The organism is Streptomyces sp. NPDC059454, from assembly GCF_042749965.1.
Taxonomy (GTDB): domain Bacteria; phylum Actinomycetota; class Actinomycetes; order Streptomycetales; family Streptomycetaceae; genus Streptomyces.
Window position 1 is genome coordinate 245,271 of record NZ_JBHYVC010000001.1, and the last position, 17,281, is coordinate 262,551.

General features: G+C 71.8%; 11 protein-coding genes. 5 read left to right on the forward strand and 6 right to left on the reverse strand.

Features of this window, described 5'->3' with window-relative positions:
• Positions 1–176: 176 nt before the first annotated feature.
• Entirely contained in the window at positions 177–1,322 is a 1,146-nt protein-coding gene (locus ACFXAE_RS01185; RefSeq protein WP_384706357.1) for an FHA domain-containing protein, read from the reverse strand.
• Between the two features lie 248 nt (positions 1,323–1,570).
• Between ACFXAE_RS01185 and ACFXAE_RS01190 the strand changes: the two genes are divergently transcribed.
• Both ACFXAE_RS01190 and ACFXAE_RS01195 read left to right on the forward strand, forming a co-directional pair.
• Positions 1,571–3,367, forward strand: a complete 1,797-nt coding sequence (locus ACFXAE_RS01190; protein ID WP_384706359.1) for a serine/threonine-protein kinase — start codon at positions 1,571–1,573, stop codon at positions 3,365–3,367.
• 627 nt (positions 3,368–3,994) lie between these two features.
• Positions 3,995–5,452 carry an FG-GAP-like repeat-containing protein gene (locus ACFXAE_RS01195; RefSeq protein ID WP_384706360.1) on the forward strand — a complete coding sequence of 486 codons (1,458 nt, stop codon included), beginning with the start codon at positions 3,995–3,997 and terminating at the stop codon, positions 5,450–5,452.
• A 201-nt stretch (positions 5,453–5,653) separates the two neighbouring features.
• On the opposite strand, the gene ACFXAE_RS01200 is transcribed toward ACFXAE_RS01195, so the two are convergent.
• From ACFXAE_RS01200 to ACFXAE_RS01215, 4 genes are all read right to left on the reverse strand, one after another.
• The gene (locus ACFXAE_RS01200) at positions 5,654–6,313 is read right to left on the reverse strand and encodes a hypothetical protein (protein ID WP_384706362.1); all 660 of its coding nucleotides are present in this window, start codon (positions 6,311–6,313) and stop codon (positions 5,654–5,656) included.
• Between the two features lie 561 nt (positions 6,314–6,874).
• The gene (locus tag ACFXAE_RS01205; RefSeq protein ID WP_384706364.1) at positions 6,875–7,384 is read right to left on the reverse strand and encodes an inclusion body family protein; all 510 of its coding nucleotides are present in this window, start codon (positions 7,382–7,384) and stop codon (positions 6,875–6,877) included.
• A gap of 59 nt (positions 7,385–7,443) precedes the next feature.
• Positions 7,444–9,282, reverse strand: coding sequence for a thiamine pyrophosphate-binding protein (locus ACFXAE_RS01210; RefSeq protein WP_384706366.1), 1,839 nt, complete (start codon positions 9,280–9,282; stop codon positions 7,444–7,446).
• Complete coding sequence (locus ACFXAE_RS01215; RefSeq protein ID WP_384706368.1) at positions 9,279–11,318, reverse strand: FAD-dependent oxidoreductase; 2,040 nt, start codon at positions 11,316–11,318, stop codon at positions 9,279–9,281. The genes ACFXAE_RS01210 and ACFXAE_RS01215 overlap by 4 nt, the downstream gene beginning before the upstream one ends.
• Positions 11,319–11,916: 598 nt before the next feature.
• Between ACFXAE_RS01215 and ACFXAE_RS01220 the strand changes: the two genes are divergently transcribed.
• On the forward strand, positions 11,917–12,690 hold the full coding sequence (locus ACFXAE_RS01220) for a polysaccharide deacetylase family protein (RefSeq protein ID WP_384706458.1): 774 nt from the start codon (positions 11,917–11,919) through the stop codon (positions 12,688–12,690).
• A 51-nt stretch (positions 12,691–12,741) separates the two neighbouring features.
• Here ACFXAE_RS01220 and ACFXAE_RS01225 read toward each other — a convergent pair whose 3' ends face one another.
• On the reverse strand, positions 12,742–13,926 hold the full coding sequence (locus ACFXAE_RS01225) for a UDP binding domain-containing protein (RefSeq protein WP_384706370.1): 1,185 nt from the start codon (positions 13,924–13,926) through the stop codon (positions 12,742–12,744).
• An 838-nt stretch (positions 13,927–14,764) separates the two neighbouring features.
• On the opposite strand from ACFXAE_RS01225, the gene ACFXAE_RS01230 reads away from it, so the two are divergent.
• Together ACFXAE_RS01230 and ACFXAE_RS01235 are read left to right on the forward strand one after the other, a co-directional pair.
• Entirely contained in the window at positions 14,765–14,968 is a 204-nt protein-coding gene (locus tag ACFXAE_RS01230) for a cold-shock protein (protein WP_030939356.1), read from the forward strand.
• Between the two features lie 232 nt (positions 14,969–15,200).
• Positions 15,201–16,718 carry a DEAD/DEAH box helicase gene (locus ACFXAE_RS01235; RefSeq protein WP_384706372.1) on the forward strand — a complete coding sequence of 506 codons (1,518 nt, stop codon included), beginning with the start codon at positions 15,201–15,203 and terminating at the stop codon, positions 16,716–16,718.
• Positions 16,719–17,281 lie beyond the last annotated feature (563 nt).

Consider the following 17,281-nt stretch of genomic DNA (forward strand, 5'->3'; position numbering starts at 1 on the left):
CCATGAACCGCCGGCACCACTGTGAACTCCGCGTTCTCCCGCGTCCGCAGAATCCCCTCCCTCTATCGAACGGAAGTAAACGACTCGATCCCACACTGTCCGAAGACTGGCCGCGGCGGCGGTGAGCCTGCTACTGCTGCTGGCGGCTTGTGGCACCGACGCCGACGCGACGGTGGTCAGGCCCGGCGGGTGGGCGCCGCGGCGGTGGGCGACACGGGGGACCTGGCGGCTTCCGCCCGCCAGGCGTCGGCCAGTTCGGCGGGAAAGCGCCGGCCGCTGCGCGTGAGTACGACGCCGGACGCGAGTTCGACCTCGTCACCGGGGCGGAAGGGGCGGTCGGTTCCCGGGGGCAGCTTCTCCCAGGGGCCGAACGCACCGTGCCGGCCGGCGCGGCGCATCCGGGTGCCGTAGGTGCTGACGTCACGGATCAGGACCGCGCCGCTCCGGGCGGAGACGGCCACATGCCTGCGGCTGACCTGCTGGGCGACCTGTGGGGACAGCAGGCTGTGCAGGGCGATGCCCGCCTGCCCCGGCAGCCGGCCGATGTGCGCCTCGGAGCCCTCGTCGAGGGTGTACCGGGCCACGCAGGTGCCGTCGATGACGGCCTTCAGCTGGGTGGTGCCCAGGCGCGGACCCTCGTCCACCAGAGGTGTGCCGTGCAGCTCACAGGTGGGGACACCGCGCCGCATACGGGGCAGCAGGATCCGTTCGCCCTTGCGGATGTCGTAGAGGGTGCAGCGGAGTTCCGGGCAGCGCCAGGTCCGCATGATCACCTCGGCCAGCGGCGTCCGGGAGGGGCCGAGGAGGCCCTGCTTCTTCAGCGCGGACAGTTCCATCCTGCGGGAGATCTCCGCCGCCGAGCGCACGCCCATGTCCATCGCCACGAGGGCGACGGATCCGTCGGGGCGGGCCTCCGGTCTGAGGAACTGCCAGGTGTTGCCCTGGATCCACGGGTGTTCGACGCGGTGGTCGACGTACTGGTCGCCGGTGACGACCGGCAACGAGGTCATGCGGGCCAGTTCGAGGACGCGCTCATCGGCGTCGTCGACCTCCTCGACCAGCCCGTCGGCCACCCAGCCGCGCAGCCGCCGGACCTCGGCCCGGTCGCCGAACTCGCGGTGCCCGCCCAGCAGGCTGGTGTCGGCGACCAGGTAGACGGAGACGTCGGGATCCCCGGTGAGCTCCATCAGGGCCCTCAGGACCAGACCCAGGCGGCGCAGGGACCTCGGGCCGCGCCGGCCGATGGAGGTGTCGCGTACGACGTTGGAGAGCTCCACGAGATAGTCGGCCCGCTCCGCCGAAGCGGCCAGATGATGTTCCACGGACACCTCGCTGTCCGACGGCAGGGGTGTCACTCTAAGGCCGCCCGACGACATCCGCCATCGGGACGAATCGACTCAACTCCTATACATATACCCGGACTTCGTTTCTTTCCCTGATCTTCTCGGATGCCTGTCAGGGGCGCGGGCCCGTCGGTACGATCACTCCACCGACGAGGAGGGTCGAAAACGTGAACAGCGCTGCGACCGATGGCCAGTTGGGCCCTCTGAGCCCCGAAGACCCACGAGAGGTGGCCGGTTACCGTCTGCTCGCCAGGATCGGCGAGGGCGGTATGGGACGCGTCTACCTCTCCCGTACGCGCGGCAACCAGCCGGTCGCCCTGAAGGTGATCCGCCGCGAGTACGCCCAGGACGAGGAGTTCCGCCGCCGCTTCGAGCAGGAGGCGACCTCCGCCCGCAGGGTGCGGGGCTACCACATCGTCCCCGTCGTCGACCACGACACCACCGGACCGCAGCCGTGGCTGGCCACCACCTACGTCCCCGGCCTCGCCCTGGACCAGCTCCTCACCGGGTACGGGACGCTCCCGCTGACCACGGTGCTGCAGCTGACCGGCTGCGCGGCGGAGGCGCTGCACGCCGTGCACAAGGCCGGAGTGATCCACCGTGACATGAAGCCGAGCAACGTCCTCGTCGGCTCCGAAGGCCCCTGGATCATCGACTTCGGCATCGCCCGGGCCGCCGACGCCACCCAGCTCACCCGCAGCGGCGGGCTCATCGGCACCCCTCAGTTCATGTCTCCGGAACACGCCGGCGGCCAGGAGCTCACACCGGCGACCGACGTCTTCTCGCTCGGCCTGATCGCCGCCGTCGCCGCGACCGGCCGCCATCCCTACGGCGAGGCCGGAGCCATCACCCTGGCCACCAAGATCGCCAACAGCGAGTTCCGGCCGCCGGACCTGACCGGATATCCCGAACCGCTGCGTACCGTCCTGGAACGCACGCTGGCCGCCGACGCGACCGCCCGCCCCACACCCTCCGAACTGGCGGAACTCTGCCAGGAGCTGAGCGGGCGGCCGCTGCGTGACTTCACCGGCTGGCTGCCCGCGCCCGTGGCGGCGGACATCGCCCGCCGGGAGGAACTCGCCCGGCAGCAGGCCGAGACCGGGTCCGGGCCGGGTACCGGGGACGTGGCGGGCGCCGAGACCGTGCCCCCGTTCTCCGTGGCGGGCGCCGAGACCGCGCCTCCCGGTGCCGCGGCGGCAGCCGGCACCGCACCGCCGGCCGGTGCGGCGTCCGGCGGATACACACCCACCCATGCCTCCCGGCCCGGTGAGCAGCCGTACCGCGGCCGGACACAGCCGACGCCGCCGACCGGATCCCCTGCCCCGTTCCCGCAGGGAGCACCGCACCCCACCGGACCGTCGGCGGCGCCGTCGGCGGCCCGCAGCCGCACCCCGCTGACGGCCGGCGCGGCCGTGCTGGCCCTGGTGGTGGTGGCGACGGCCGCCTGGGTCCTCACCCGGGACGACGACACGGACAAGAACCAGGGCGGTGGTGAACGATCCGCCTCGTCGCCGGCCGCCGGCGCCCAGGCCCCCGGGGGCACCACGCCGAGCACCGGCACGTCACCCACCGGGAACGCGACGCCGACCGGCTACACGGAGATCTTCAAGGACAAGCCGCTCACCCTGCGCGCCCAGTTCACTTCCGGCCGCAACTCCTACACCAACGTGGACCTGGACGCACCGAAGATCGACGCGAAGGGCTTCAGCACGGGGAAGGGGAACGAGCTGCAGTACGAGGAGTTCGGCGAGACCTATACCCTGCGCTTCCTGACGACCATGGGGAAGAGCGCGGGCGCCACCCCCGAGGAGTGTGCCGAGGGCGCGGCGGCCGACGTGCTGCCCTCCGAGCTCGGTGACGACGCGCAGGGCGAGCAGCTGACCCCGGGCACCATGCTGTGCACCGTCACCGACGAGGACAACCTCGCGATGCTCACCATCAAGGACGTCGTCGTCCAGAAGGACGCCGCGGGTGTCGAGGGACGCGACTACGTCACCGAACTGACGCTCTGGAAGGCGCCCTGACCCGTCCGTCGCGGAAGAAGTCCTCGTCCCGTCGTATCCGCTCGTCCTGCGTGGGCGTCGCCGTGCAGGGGCCGCCCACCGCTGAACCTGTGGGCCCTGGCCCCGGCTCCGTCCTGGATCTGCCGGACACCGTGCCCGGCCTTACGGCCCTCCCGCCGGCCCCCGCAGGCGCTGTACGGCTTCGAGCGGCTTACCCGTCGCGGTCGCCGCAGCCATGACGACGTTCACGCACCGGGCCCGCCGCTGCCCGTGGTGGGGCTTCCCCGCCGCCCGGCTTGGCTCCACGCCCGCACCGCGTCGACCACCGAGACCTGGCGCGAGATCCTGCTGCTCCTGTGGTGGGCGGCCGGCGTCACCCACGGCCGGCTCCCGGCACGTCGGCGTGCGGAGCCCCGCGTACGGCGCGGTCAGCGCGCGGGCGCGCTCGCCGTCACAGCCGGGGCGGCCCGGACCACGGCGAGTACGGCGGGCACCGCCTCGCGGACGCGCCGCGGCGACTCACCGGCCGACGGAGCCGAGGCAGGCCGTCGCTGCTCGCCATCGGCATCAACTCTCTTTTTTCGCACAACCGTTCAGGTTCGCCGGAGGTCTTTCCCAAGACTGTGCGCACATCGTGGAGAGGAACCCATGCCCCGGTCCCATCACAAGCGTTACCGGCGTCCCGCCGTACTGGGCGCCACCGCCGTCGCCGCCGCCCTGGCCGGCGGGCTGCTCATCGCCCTGCCCGGAGCAGCGAGTGCCGCCCCGTCGGGCCTCGCCGACGATTTCAACGGTGACGGCTACCGTGATCTGGCGACCGGCGCCCCGGGCGCCGTCGCCGGCGGGAAGGCCAAGGCGGGTGCCGTGGTCGTCGCCTACGGCTCGTCGAGCGGTGTCAGCGCCGCGCGCCACAAGAGCACGTCGCAGAGTTCCTCCGGCGTGCCGGGCTCTCCGGAGACCTCCGACCGCTTCGGCACCGAACTCGCGCACGGCGACCTCAACAGGGACGGCTACGGCGATCTCGTCGTGGGCACACCGCTGGAGGACGTCGGCAACGATGTCGACGGCGGTTCGGTCACGATCCTGTGGGGCGGCTCGTCCGGCCTGTCGGGCGGCACCGCGATCAGCGACCCGAACGCCTCGGGCCACGACCGGTTCGGCCAGTCCCTCGCGGTCGGCGACTTCACCGGTGACGGGAAGGCCGATCTGGCCGTCGGTTCCACCGGCAAGGACGTGTGGATCTTCAAGGGCGGATTCACCAAGTCCGGTGGCCCGGCCGGGAAGCTGCGCCTCGACGCGCAGATCGAGTCCGGCGCGTACCCCAGGGGAGCCGTTCATCTGGCGGCCGGGGACTTCGACGGCGACGGGACGGACGACGTGGTGGTGGGGTCCTCCGTGGGCAACGTCGTCCACCGGGGCGGCCCGGCCGGGCCCACGCCGCAGACCCGGGTGGGCACGGGGTACGCGGGCGCGCTGGCCGTGGCCGACTTCGACCGCGACGGGCACGACGACCTGGTCGTCGGTACCGACTCCGCTGCCGTCCTGGACCAGACGGCGAAGGGCGGTTACGTCACCGTGTTCCACGGCGGTGCGGCGGGCGTCTCCGCCACGCGCAGTGCCGTCTTCCACCAGGACAGCGCGGGTGTGCCGGGAGCGGACGAGTCCCACGACCTGTTCGGTGGCGCACTCGCCGCGGGCGACGTCAACGCCGACGGCTACCCGGACCTCGCCGTGGGCGCGGGCTTCGAGAGCATCGGCACCGCGGACCGCACGGGCATGGTCTGGGTGCTGCGCGGCGGCGCCTCCGGCCTGACGGGCACCGGCGCCCAGGCCTTCAACCAGGGCACCTCGGGTGTTCCGGGCGCCAACGAGCCGTCGGACGTCTTCGGCGGCGCCGTCCACCTCGCCGACCACGACAAGGACGGTCGCGCCGATCTGTCGGTGGGCGCGGCCGGCGAGAACAGCGACGACGGCGCGGTGTGGGTCCTGCGCGGCTCCACCGGAGGCGTCACGGTCACCGGCGCGGTCAGCTTCGGTGCGGCGTCCGTGGGCATCGGGAAATCGGGGGACGATCCCATGTTCGGGGACACCGTGTCGGGGTCCTGAGCACCCGGACGGACAACCGGGAGGGGCGGCACCGGAGAGTTCCGGCGCCGCCCCTCCCGGCGCGTCGGCGTACGGCGTGGACCGCCGCATGAAGAAGGCCCGGGTGTCCGGCCCGGGCCTTCGTCTCTCATGGGGGTGATCCGCCCTCATGGGGGCGACCCGCCCGGCGCTCCCCCGTCGCCGGTGCCGGACGCGTGGGCGTCAGGCGAGGCTGTAGAGGTTGAACTCCTGCCAGCCGGCGATCTCGCCGGAGCGGGCGCGCAGGACGTACTGGAGGGAGCCGGTGTAGCTGTTCTCCATGGTGACGAAGAGGCCGTTCAGCGTGGACTGGAGCGCCCAGCGGTCCTGGCTCTCGTTGTAGTAGAGGACGAACCGCTCCCAGCCGCCGACGCTGGTGGAGCGGGCGCGCAGCTCGTTCTGCGCGCTGCCGGTGTAGTTCTTCTCGACCGCCACGTAGAGGTTGTTGGCCAGGGACTTCAGCGCGTACGTGCCGGTGGTCTCGTCCCACTCGAAGGCGAAGCCCTCCCAGGAACCGTTGTACTCGGCGGAACGGGCCCGCAGCACACCGGTGTCGGGGGCGGGGTACGTCTTCTCCGTGGCGACGAACCTGTCGTTGCGGAGCGACTGCACGGCCAGCAGCTCGGGCTCCTCGGCCTGCGCGGAGACGTCGTCGCCGGCGGCGAGCGGGGCCTGCCGGGCGTCCGTGTTCCGGGCGATGTGCGTCAGTTCGGCGGCGTCGACCTTCTCCCATCCGCTGGGGACGGCCGTCGGCCGGTCGGCCTGCGGGGCGGCTCCGGCCGCGGGTGCGGTCCAGGCGGAGGCCGCCAGCAGGGCGCTGAGGGACAAAAGGACGGGGGTCATGCGTCTCACGGTCATTCCTCACCATTCATCGAACGGATTCTGGGCACGGCGAGACGGTGGGCCCACGAGGGGTTTCCGGCCGTTTCCCGGAAGGCCGACGGCGCGTGCAGCACAAGCCGCTTCACGCGCGTGGGGACATGTCCCCGAGCGCGCGGCGGGCCCCTCCCGTATCTCTCGCCCCCCCGACGACTGCGGTCGGTGCCCCTCCCCGGGCACTTCGGCAGCGGCTGCGCCACGTGGCGCAGCCGTGCCAGCGTAAGCAGTGGGGCGTGAGTCACGGCAGTGATTTAACCTTGAATTACGCGAGGGTTCACCGACGTACCGCGGGACCCTTTTCGCCTGCCCCACGAGAAGTGGTCGTCCACGGCTTGCGGCATGGTCCCGACGGCCCGGCGCCGGGAGGGCGACCGCGCCCGGACGGTCGAGGCCCCGCGCCGCGTCCTCCCCCTGGCTGAAGGAGCGGGGGTACTCCTCCGGTTTCCCGGTGCGCCGTGCCCTCCACGACATGGGGGTCGTGGAGGGCACGGCGTTCACCCGAGGGCCGGCAAGGCCGTGGACACCTCAGGGGCGCTCGATGGTGATGAAGGGGTCCCACTGGAAGTACCCCTTCAGGTTGCGGTGGCGGTCCAGGATCTGGAAGGAGAAGTGGTAGACGACCCTGCCGGTCTTCTTGACCGTCGTCCGCCAGTAGTGGTCCTCGTACTCCTGGGTCGTGAACGCCGGCGTGCCCTCGCTGCCCTCCTGCGGCATCGGGTAGACGCCGTCGACCACCTCGATCTCCGGCGTCCTGATGAGCAGGTGCTCGTTGTCGCTGCTCACGTACCGGTACAGGAGCGCCTTGTAGTCGCTGCCGAGCGACAGCGTCGTCTCCCGCCACTTGACGCTGTCCCCGGGTTCGGCACGGAGGTTCAGCTCGGCGCCCGACGTGCCGATGATGTGGTCCTGGCGCGTCGTCATGTAGATCAGGCTCTCGTCGGCGTAGGTCGGCGCGTCGGGGTTCTTCGACGCGCCGGGGTTGCGTTCGACGATCGTGGCCGCGTCGAACGCGATCAGCACGTTGAGTTCAGCCATGTCCTGCCCCTTTCGGATACGGGTCGTGTCCTCTGCTCCCTGACGGGCCGGGCGGCCCGTCAGGCGGTCGTGCCGGGCTTCGGCACCTTGTACGCCATCGCCCGCGGGTAGTCGTGCCGGTGCAGGCGGACGCGGACCAGCAGAGGTCCGGCGTTGACCGGGTCGGCGGGGTCGGTGAGACGGGACAGCAGGGCGTCCAGCTCCGCGGTGTCCGTGACGTGGACCCCGTGCGCCGGGGTGTCCCGGCCGGCGAACACGTCCGCGAGGCGGTCGTAGTGCCACGGGTGGAGGACGTTGTAGAAGTCCGGCTCCAGCCGGTCGTGTCCGGCGTAGTAGGACGGGTGGACCAGCATCTGCTCGATGCCGTAGAAGTGCCCGTTGTCCATGACGAACACCACCGACCGCAGGCCGAGCCGGGTGTGGGTGGAGATCTCCTGGCAGGTCTCCTGGAAGGCGCCGTCGCCGACGAACACCATCGGACGGGCGGGCGCGCGCTCGGGCGCGAGCGCGGCACCGGTCGCCGCGCCGACCGACCAGCCGATGGACAGCCAGCTGACCTGGGACAGGAACCCGCCCGCGGGCAGCGACAGGTTCATCGAGCCGATGAGGGAGAACGCGGCGTCGGAGACGACCGTCCAGTCCTCCCGGGTCTCCTCGCCCAGGAAGTGGTTGATCCGATCGAACACGCCGTCGTAGGTGAGGTGTTCGGGCGTACGGGACAGCGAGCCGGGGACGCGGAGTGCGGCCCGGTGCTGTTCCAGGGTGGCGGGGCGGTTCCCGGGCGCTCCGTGGTGGGCGTGGGCCTCGGCGTAGTAGTCGGCGGCCAGCCCGCCGGAGCCGTAGGCCTTGACCAGCGCGTCCTGGAGGGCGGGCAGCAGCTGTCCGAGCTGTACGTCGGGGAAGTAGGAGGTGCCGACGCTGACCCCGCCGTGCGCGGCCATCACCCAGTCGGTGCCGACGGACTGCTCACCGCCGAGGTTCTTCGACGTGGACCAGGCGCCGAGCCCGATCCGGCAGGTGGCCCACTCCTTGAAGATCCAGTGCACGTCCGGATGGCTGGCCCGGCCGTTGTAGACGCCGTGGAACTGCGGCTGGTCCTCGTCGAGGACGGCCTTGGCGCCGACGGTGGTGCAGTACGGCACCCCGGTGGCCTCCACCAGGCCGGTGAGCTGCCCGCCGAGGTGGAGCCGTTCGGTCTCCTCGCCGGCCCACACGATCGGGCGCGGCCTGCCGTCCGGGCCGGGGTGCTCCTCGACCAGGGTGAGGATCGCGTGCACGGCGTCGTCCAGCATCGTGCGGCCGCGGGCGCCGAGCGGCCGTTCGCGGGGGACGATCGGCGCCTCGGGTGCGGCGCAGGGCTCGTCCCACAGGTCCTCCATGACCTCCAGGTAGACCGGCCTGCGCTCGGTCAGGCAGGCGGTGAGCGCGGCGTCGATCTGTCCGGGGGCGAGGCCCGGGTGGGAGATGGCCTGCGCGTCCACGGTGACCTGCCGGTAGACGTCCAGGTTGCTCTCCGTGCGCGGGCTCATGTGGGAGGTGAGCAGCCCGAGGGCGCGCTGGTTCTGCCACTGCTCGTAGGGCGGGGAGGCGTTGACGGCGACGAGCGGCACCTGCTCGACGTAGGCGCCGCCGCAGGCGTTCAGCAGGTTGAACGCGCCGACGCCGTAGGTGACGGCGGCCGCGCCGATGCCGTGGATGCGGGCGTAGGCGTCGGCGGCCTGGCCGGCGCCGCCCTCGGTGGGGGTGCCGACCCACTCGATGTCGCCCTCGGCGCGCAGGGCGGTCAGGAACGGGCCGAGGTGGTTGCCGGGGACGCCGAACAGGTGGGTGATGCCCAGCTCGGCCAGGCGCAGGGCGAGGTAACGGGCGACGGTGTACCCGGGGTTGACCGCGATCACGACGCGTGCCCCTCCCGCTCCGGGCCGGGGGTGGTGACCGGCGGGGCCTGGTGGACGGCGACGGCGGCGCGGACCGCGCTCTCCAGGGCGCCCTCGATCCAGGCGTGCTTGAGGGAGGTGTGCTCCCCGGCGAAGTGCACGGGGCCCTCGGGCCGGGAGACGTCCAGGTGGAAGCTGGTCATCTGGTGGGCGGTGTAGATGGCGGCCTCGCCGAAGGCGTACGGGTCGCGGGCCCAGGACTGGGTGGCGCCCCGGCCGGTGAAGAACACCTCGATGCGGCGGCCGTGCAGGGCCTGGAGGTTGCGCAGGGCGTAGACGTAGCGCTCGGCGTCGGGCATGGAGTCCCAGCGCGCGGCGTCGTCGGACCAGCAGTACGAGGCGAGGACGACGCCGCCGGTGCTGCCCTCGACCCGGTGCGACGGGTAGTACATGAACCGGTTCGGGTTGTCTGCGGCGGAGCCGCCGCCGAAGCAGTGGGTGGCGGGGCGGACGGCGGGGCCGCGCAGCGGCAGGGCGCCGTCGATCCGGCGCATCTCCTCGGTGACGCCGCTGTCCTTGACCGCGGCGCCGAGCAGGCCGGCGGCCGGATCGGGGAGGGTGACGCGGGGCGCGGTGTCCGCCCCGGCGCTGTGCCGGTAGTACGCGTACAGGCCCGGTGCGATGTCCTCCAGTGCGTCGCGCCAGTCGTCCTCGGTGAACTCCCACCACCGGTGGCTGAACTCCAGCAGCACCTTGGTGGCCTGGTCGTAGTGCGTCTCGATGATCGCGCGGCGCTTCTTGTACGACATCGAGGGGACGATCTCCACGAAGCGCAGCGCGGAGAACGGGACGGTGACGATCGCCAGGTCCGCGGTCCACAGCTGCGGCGGTGCCTGGGGGTCGTCCTCGGCGACGGTCTGCACGGCCACGCCCCAGCCGTCGGGACCGACGGCGCCGGTGCCCTCGGGGCCGGTGTCGCGGCCGGGGTCGTGGTACTCCAGGCGGATCACGCGCTTGCCGAGGCGCACCTCGTCGAGCAGACCTTGGTGGAGGGCGTCCGGCAGGCGCCAGCTGCCGCCGGGGATCTCCCAGTAGCGGACGGCGGGGTTGATGTCGCTGCGGCTGAGGAAGCTGTGGAAGAAGGAGAGGTGCAGCCGGGAGGACATGTTCTCCAGCGTTCCGACGGCCTCGACCGCCTCGTCGCTGAGCCCGGCGTGGTCGCGCAGGAAGCCGCCCATCGAGTAGCCGTCGAAGTCGCGGATCACCCGCGCCCAGCCCTCGACCCACTCGTCGAACGGTTTGTCGACGCGCTTTCCGTCGACGATGTCGGAGTAGTAGTCGCGGACGCTCTCCAGCGCGTCGTCGACCATTTTCACGACGGGGGCGCGGACCTCGTCGCCGGTGAGGTGGAATTCCTCGTTGATCCGTTCGGGACCGGTGGTGTAGTCGGCCCGTCGCACCTGGACGCGGTTGGCGCGGATCCAGGAGTTGCCGCGCTTGTCGGGTTCGCGGAAGTCGGGGCTGTCGTCGCCGTAGGTCCAGGTCCGGCCGGTGAAGGAGGTGTACGTCACCGGGGGGACGGGGACGTCGGGGCCGCTGCCGGTGGCGGGGTCCACGTCCACGTTGTAGAACTGGCGGCGGCCGAGCCCGAGTTTGTCGACGAGGGCGAGGGCGAGCGGATGGAAGTCGGGCAGCCGCATGGCGCCGGCCTCGGCGTACTGGGCGGGATCGGCGAAGGGCCGGTCGTGGTCGGTGGCGCGGAAGGTCTTGATGCGTCCGCCGACGCGGCCTGCGTTGGCCTCGAGGACGGTGACGTCGTGGCCGGCGTCCTTGAGCAGCCGGGCGGCGACGAGGCCGGTGATGCCGGCGCCGATGATCAGGATCTTCTTGCGCGGGTGGTGGGTGGGGCCGAGGTGGCCCGTGTCGATCAGGGTGTGGAGAAAGCCGAGTTTGAGGTCCTTGTCGTCCGGGCCGACGAGAAGGAGTTCGCGGGCAAGTCGGAGACAGGTCTGCCAGCGCGCACGGGTGGCGGAGTTTTCCCGTGAAAGGTCGGTCATAGCTTTCGATCGTAGAGATGGAGAAACGCTTTCCCGTTCCCTCCGGATGACAAAGTCCAAAAGACGCCGACCGCACCATTCGACGCGAATTCGACTTACTCGGACCACTCTTGTCGGACGGCAGATCCAGCAGAGGCGGATGGGGAAAGAGAAACGAAGCCGAATCGATAATTCACTGATGGAGTGCGGAAATACCGGTGTCTCGATGGCGGTGGTCCCGACGTCCCGGAAAGGGCGCCGGAACGGCGATTTCCCGCCGAGCCGTCGCCGACCGGGCCACCGTGACCGCCACCGGACCGGACACCGTCCCGGCCGGGCCGATCGGCCACCCCGTCCAGCCGCCCGGCCCGGTCTCCTGCCACCGCGTGGCCGGCGTCCTCGCCGGCGGCACCGAGACCGCGGCCGCGCGCCCGTGCCGGGGACGTGCCGGACCCGGCCCCGGCACGTCCCCGGGCACGCCGCTCGTGGAGTTGTCCGCGAACTCCCCCGGCATTGTCCGTGATCGGTAACGGACGCATCCCCTGGACACCGTCCCTCGTCCTGTCAGGTGGTCGGGGTGACCGGGGAACGACGGCAACTACGCGAGGGCGGGACGGACATGGCACGGCACGGTGGCGGGCGCGGCTGGTACGGCAAGCTGGTCGGGGCGGCGCTCGGGGTGACAGTGCTCGCCGTCGGGGCCTCGGTGTGGACCGCGCAGGCCGGCGTGGTGGGCGACCCGTCGCCGAAGGCGACCGCGCCCGCCACGCCGGGCAGTGCCACCGAGCCGGTCGCGGCGACCATCGTGCACGCCTCGGACCAGGGGGCGCGCGGCGTCAACATCACCGTCGACGACGGTCCCGACCCCGCGTGGACCCCTCAAGTGCTCGACATACTCGAGGAGTACGGGGTGAAGGCCACGTTCTGTGTGACGGGGACGCAGGCGCAGGCCCACCCGGACCTCGTGAAGGAAGTGGTCGCGGCCGGGCACCGGCTGTGCAACCACACGGTGTCGCACGACACCGCCATGGACAAGAAGTCCGAGGCCTACCAGAAGAAGGAGATCCTCGACGCCGAACGCATGATCATCGAGGCGTCCGGGGGCGTGCGGTCGATGTACTACCGGGCCCCCGGCGGGGCCTTCACCCCCTACAGCCGCGAGCTGGTCGCCTCCCGGGGCATGCGCCCGCTGGGCTGGAACGTGGACACCAAGGACTTCGAGCAGCCGGGCGCCGACGCCATCGTCGCCACCGTCCAGCGGGAAATCTCCAATGGGCCGACGGTCCTCTTCCACGACGCGGGAGGCGACCGTGCCCAGAGCGTCGAAGCGCTGCGCCGCGTCCTGCCCTGGCTCAAGGAGCAGGGCTACTCCTTCGGCTTCCCGGTGCGCTGAGCCCCGGGACCGTTCGCCCAGGCGGTCCGCCCGCTCTCCCGCGCCGCCTCGTCACGGGCGGCCGAGGGCGCGGTACTCCCAGCCGGCGGCGCGCCACCGGGCGGGGTCGAGGGCGTGGCGCCCGTCGACGATGCGGCGGTGGTTCACCACGGCGCCCATGACCTCCGGGGCTATCTGGCGGAACTCGTTCCACTCGGTGAGCAGGACGACGACGTCGGCGCCGGCGGCGGCCGAGATCGCGTCGGTGCCGTAGTCGAGCTGCGGGTGGCCGCGCCGGGCGTTCTCGGTGGCGGCCGGGTCGACGACGGTGACGCGGGCGCCGAGCCGGTGCAGGGTGCTCGCCACGTCGAGGGCCGGAGCGTCGCGGATGTCGTCGGAGTTGGGCTTGAAGGCCGCGCCGAGGGCGGTCACCCGGACCCCGGTGAGGTCGCCGCCGGCGAGTTCGCGGACGAGGTCGACGGTACGGGCGCGGCGGCGCTTGTTGATGTCGTCCACCTCGCGCAGGAAGCCGACGGCCTGGCCGACCCCGAGTTCCTCGGCACGGTGCGCGAAGGTCCGGATGTCCTTGGGCAGGCAGCCGCCGCCGAAGCCGAGACCGGGCTTGAGGAAGCGGCCGCCGATCCGGTCGTCGTACGCCAGGGCCTCGGCGAGGCCGGTGACGACGCCGCCGGTGGTGCCCTCCTTGATGTCGACCGCCTCGCCCGTGACGGCGCTGATGTGGTTGCCGCTCACGACGTTGCGGTCGCTGTTGTCCGGCTTGCACCGGCTGACCGTGCACCAGTTGGACTCGGCGGTGCCGATGTACACGCCTTCGCCGAACTTCGGCTTGCGCAGTCCGGTGTCGCGGACGGTGTTGTCGCGTACGACGTTGTCCGAGCTGAAGTTGCGCAGGTGGATGGCCTCGTCACCGATGTGTTCCACCGTCAGGCCCTGGATGACGGCGTGTTCGACCTCGTCCGCCATCACGCCCTTCTGGCCGTTGCGCACGGTGAAGCCGACCAGCCGCCAGTGGTCGGCGCCGTCGAGGTGGAAGGCGTAGCCCCCCTTGATGTCACCGGCGTCGATCACCGCGCCGGGGCCGCCGCAGACCCAGATCGGCTTCTCGGCGGTGCCCGCGGCCTCGGCGGTGAACTTGTCCTCGTAGCGGCCGCCGGCGAGGTGGATGACGTCACCGGGCACGGCGTTGTCGAGGGCGTCCGCCAGCCATGACCAGACGGTGTCGAAGAAGCTCGACATGAACGGGGCCCCCACCCAAGAAGCAACCGGAACCGGCCGACGCGCGCCGGAAGCCGCGTCGGGCTGGAAGGAATCCATGGCATCGAACGCGATTCCTTCACATTTGATACGGAAACTTCACTTCGTGTGCCACACCCCTTCAGCCACAGGAGGGCCCCGGGGGCGGGAAACGCGGAAGCGGCAGCCGAACGCCTCGGACATGCGGGGCGAGACGCCGCGCCGTCGCCCGCCACCGCACGTCACGTGCCGCACACGATCTTCATAACTTGCCCCCATGTGAGGATCTTCAGGATTCAACAAGATTGGTCGCCGCACGGGAATCCCTCTTCGCCCTTTCGGGACCTGTGGACCGTCCGCACCGGCACGCGCCCGGCGGACAGGGGGCGGGCGTGCGCCTCGCGCCGTCCGTCTCCACAGCGTCTTCGCGGTGACCGCGATCCCGGCCGTCGCGCCGACGCGGTGGATGTGACCTTCGTCGCGACAGCGGGTGCTCGGGCGTTCGCCGTCGGGCGATCCGCCGGCGACGGTGACGGCGGCACATCCGCCGTCGACGGAGGTCACAGAGGTGCGGACGGAAGCGCACGGCAGGAAGCCGTGCTCCGCGGAGAGCAATATCTGTGTCCGCGGCATGAGAAATAGGTGCGGGGCACGGCACGTATTCCCCGGCCGTCGACCGGAGCGGAATTAGCGACCGTGCGGGGCCAATCGCCCCGTGCTACTGTCGTTACCAGTTGCAGGTGTGGTTGCCAGAAGGTTCATTTCCGACGGGTTAATCATCACGGCGACACGGAATTCACACAAGGTGAATTCCCGACACCGCCTCCGAAGGAGAAATGACATGGCTACTGGCACCGTGAAGTGGTTCAACGCGGAAAAGGGCTTCGGCTTCATCGAGCAGGACGGCGGCGGCCCCGACGTCTTCGCCCACTACTCGAACATCGCCGCCCAGGGCTTCCGTGAGCTGCAGGAAGGCCAGAAGGTGTCGTTCGACATCGCGCAGGGCCAGAAGGGCCCGACGGCCGAGAACATCGTCCCCGCCTGACACCGGCAGCGACGCATACTTCGCAGCTGGGGCCCGCACCTCTGAAGTGCGGGCCCCGGCTCGCTGCGTTTCGGGACGTGCGACGGGAAGGCTCCACCACTTCACCGACCGGTGACGCTTTCCCCGCCGGCCCGACGCCGCACCCATCGAATTCGGCTCGTCTCGAGATTCTCTGCGCCCCTCATGTGCTGCGGGAATTCCTTGGTACGCGCCCCATCAAGGAAGGTTCCGCATGAATCGTGCCCGCACGTCCCGCACCCATGACCGTTCCGGAGGAGGCTCCGGCGCTCCCCGCTCCAGCGCCCCTCGCTCCGGTGGCCCGCGCCGTTCCAAGGGCCAGGGAAACCGACAGGCCGGACGGACCGCCGTACAGGGCGAGTTCGCGCCGCCGAAGACGATCACGCCCGCGCTGCCCGCCGTCGAGTCGTTCGCCGATCTCGACATGCCCGCACGGTTGCTGGCCACGCTCGGCCACGAAGGCGTGACCGTGCCGTTCCCGATCCAGGCGGCGACGCTGCCGAACTCCCTGGCCGGTCGTGACGTCCTCGGCCGTGGCCGCACGGGTTCGGGCAAGACCCTCGCCTTCGGCCTCGCGCTGCTGGCCCGTACGGCGGGGCGGCGTGCCGAACCGCGGCGGCCGCTCGCCCTCGTCCTCGTCCCCACCCGCGAGCTCGCCCAGCAGGTCACCGACGCGCTCACTCCGTACGCCCGCTCCGTGGGCCTGCGGCCGGCCACCGTCGTCGGCGGGATGTCCATCGGCAGGCAGGCCGGTGCGCTGCGCGCCGGCGCCGAGGTGGTCGTCGCGACGCCCGGACGGCTCAAGGACCTGATCGAGCGGGGCGACTGCCTGCTGGACGACGTCGGCATCACGGTCCTCGACGAGGCCGACCAGATGGCCGACATGGGCTTCATGCCCCAGGTCACCGCCCTGCTCGACCAGGTGCGCCCCGACGGGCAGCGGATGCTCTTCTCGGCCACCCTGGACCGCAACGTCGACCGGCTGGTGCGGAACTACCTGCACGACCCCGTCGTCCACTCGGTCGATCCCTCCGCCGGCGCGGTCACCACGATGGAGCACCACATACTCCATGTGCACGACGCGGACAAACACCGGACGACCACCGAGATCGCGGCGCGGGACGGTCGAGTGATCATGTTCCTCGACACCAAGCACGCGGTGAACCGGCTGACCAAGCACCTCCTGAGCAGCGGTGTCCGCGCCGCGGCCCTGCACGGCGGCAAGTCCCAGCCGCAGCGCACGCGGACCCTGGCCCAGTTCAAGAGCGGGGAGGTGACGGTGCTGGTGGCGACCAACGTCGCGGCGCGCGGCATCCACGTCGACAACCTCGACCTGGTCGTCAACGTGGACCCGCCCACCGACCACAAGGACTACCTGCACCGCGGCGGCCGTACGGCCCGCGCCGGGGAGTCCGGCAGCGTCGTCACCCTGGTGACCCCCGATCAGCGTCGCGACATGAGCCGGCTGATGGTTTCGGCGGGCATCACCCCCCAGGTCACCCAGGTCCGTTCGGGCGAGGAGGAGCTGAGCCGCATCACGGGCGCACAGGCCCCCTCCGGTGTCCCGGTCGTCATCCCCGCGCCGGCGGTGGAACGCCCCCGCGGCGCGTCCTCCCCCGCCCCCTCCCGCAGCCGCCGGGGCCGCCGGGGCCGCGCCGGCCAGGGCCGGCCCGCCGGCGAAGAGGGCCGCCGCAGGACACAGCGACGGCCCGACTTCGGCCCGGCCGCCTAGAGCCGCGCTGATCGCATGACCGGCCCCCACCGGTGGGGGCCCTCCATGACACCCGCTCGGACGCGGGGCCACCGGGGGGGAGTACAACCCCCGGGGGCGCGGGCCGGGGCGGGGGCGCGGGCCCGCCCCGGGGCGGGTCGGCGCCCCCCCCCGCCACCGCGCCCCCGGGGCCCCGGGGGGCCTCGCAACCCCCCGGGCCCCCCGCGTCCGGCTACGGGGACGCGTCCGGCCCCGGGTCCGTGACGCCAGGACGGCCGAGGTGGCTCCGTCCCTCACGGCCGGTGCCCGTGTCGATCACCTCGTCCTCTGCGACGAGGACGACCGGAGCACGGGCCTGACGACCCCGGCCCGGTGTCGTCGGGAGCCGGGACCGGGCCGGCATGTGTCCGCGCTCCGCTCCGGACACATCGGCACCGCCTCCCGGGAGGCGTGGGGACGGGCGGAAGACCGCCGCCGAGAGACACGAGGGCCCCGCCGACGCGCGTCGGCGGGGCCCTCGTCGTCGTCCCGTCGTCCCGCCGTCCACGACGACGTACTCCCCCCGCTGCCGCGGACCACAGGCA

Excerpts from the sequence above, each read along its gene's own strand:
- ACFXAE_RS01195 (WP_384706360.1), top strand. The coding sequence starts at position 3,995 with ATGCCCCGGTCCCATCACAAGCGTTACCGGCGTCCCGCCGTACTGGGC.
- ACFXAE_RS01200 (WP_384706362.1), bottom strand. The coding sequence starts at position 6,313 with ATGACCCCCGTCCTTTTGTCCCTCAGCGCCCTGCTGGCGGCCTCCGCC.
- ACFXAE_RS01205 (WP_384706364.1), bottom strand. The coding sequence starts at position 7,384 with ATGGCTGAACTCAACGTGCTGATCGCGTTCGACGCGGCCACGATCGTC.
- ACFXAE_RS01215 (WP_384706368.1), bottom strand. The coding sequence starts at position 11,318 with ATGACCGACCTTTCACGGGAAAACTCCGCCACCCGTGCGCGCTGGCAG.
- ACFXAE_RS01220 (WP_384706458.1), top strand. The coding sequence starts at position 11,917 with ATGGCACGGCACGGTGGCGGGCGCGGCTGGTACGGCAAGCTGGTCGGG.
- ACFXAE_RS01225 (WP_384706370.1), bottom strand. The coding sequence starts at position 13,926 with ATGTCGAGCTTCTTCGACACCGTCTGGTCATGGCTGGCGGACGCCCTC.
- ACFXAE_RS01230 (WP_030939356.1), top strand. The coding sequence starts at position 14,765 with ATGGCTACTGGCACCGTGAAGTGGTTCAACGCGGAAAAGGGCTTCGGC.
- ACFXAE_RS01235 (WP_384706372.1), top strand. The coding sequence starts at position 15,201 with ATGAATCGTGCCCGCACGTCCCGCACCCATGACCGTTCCGGAGGAGGC.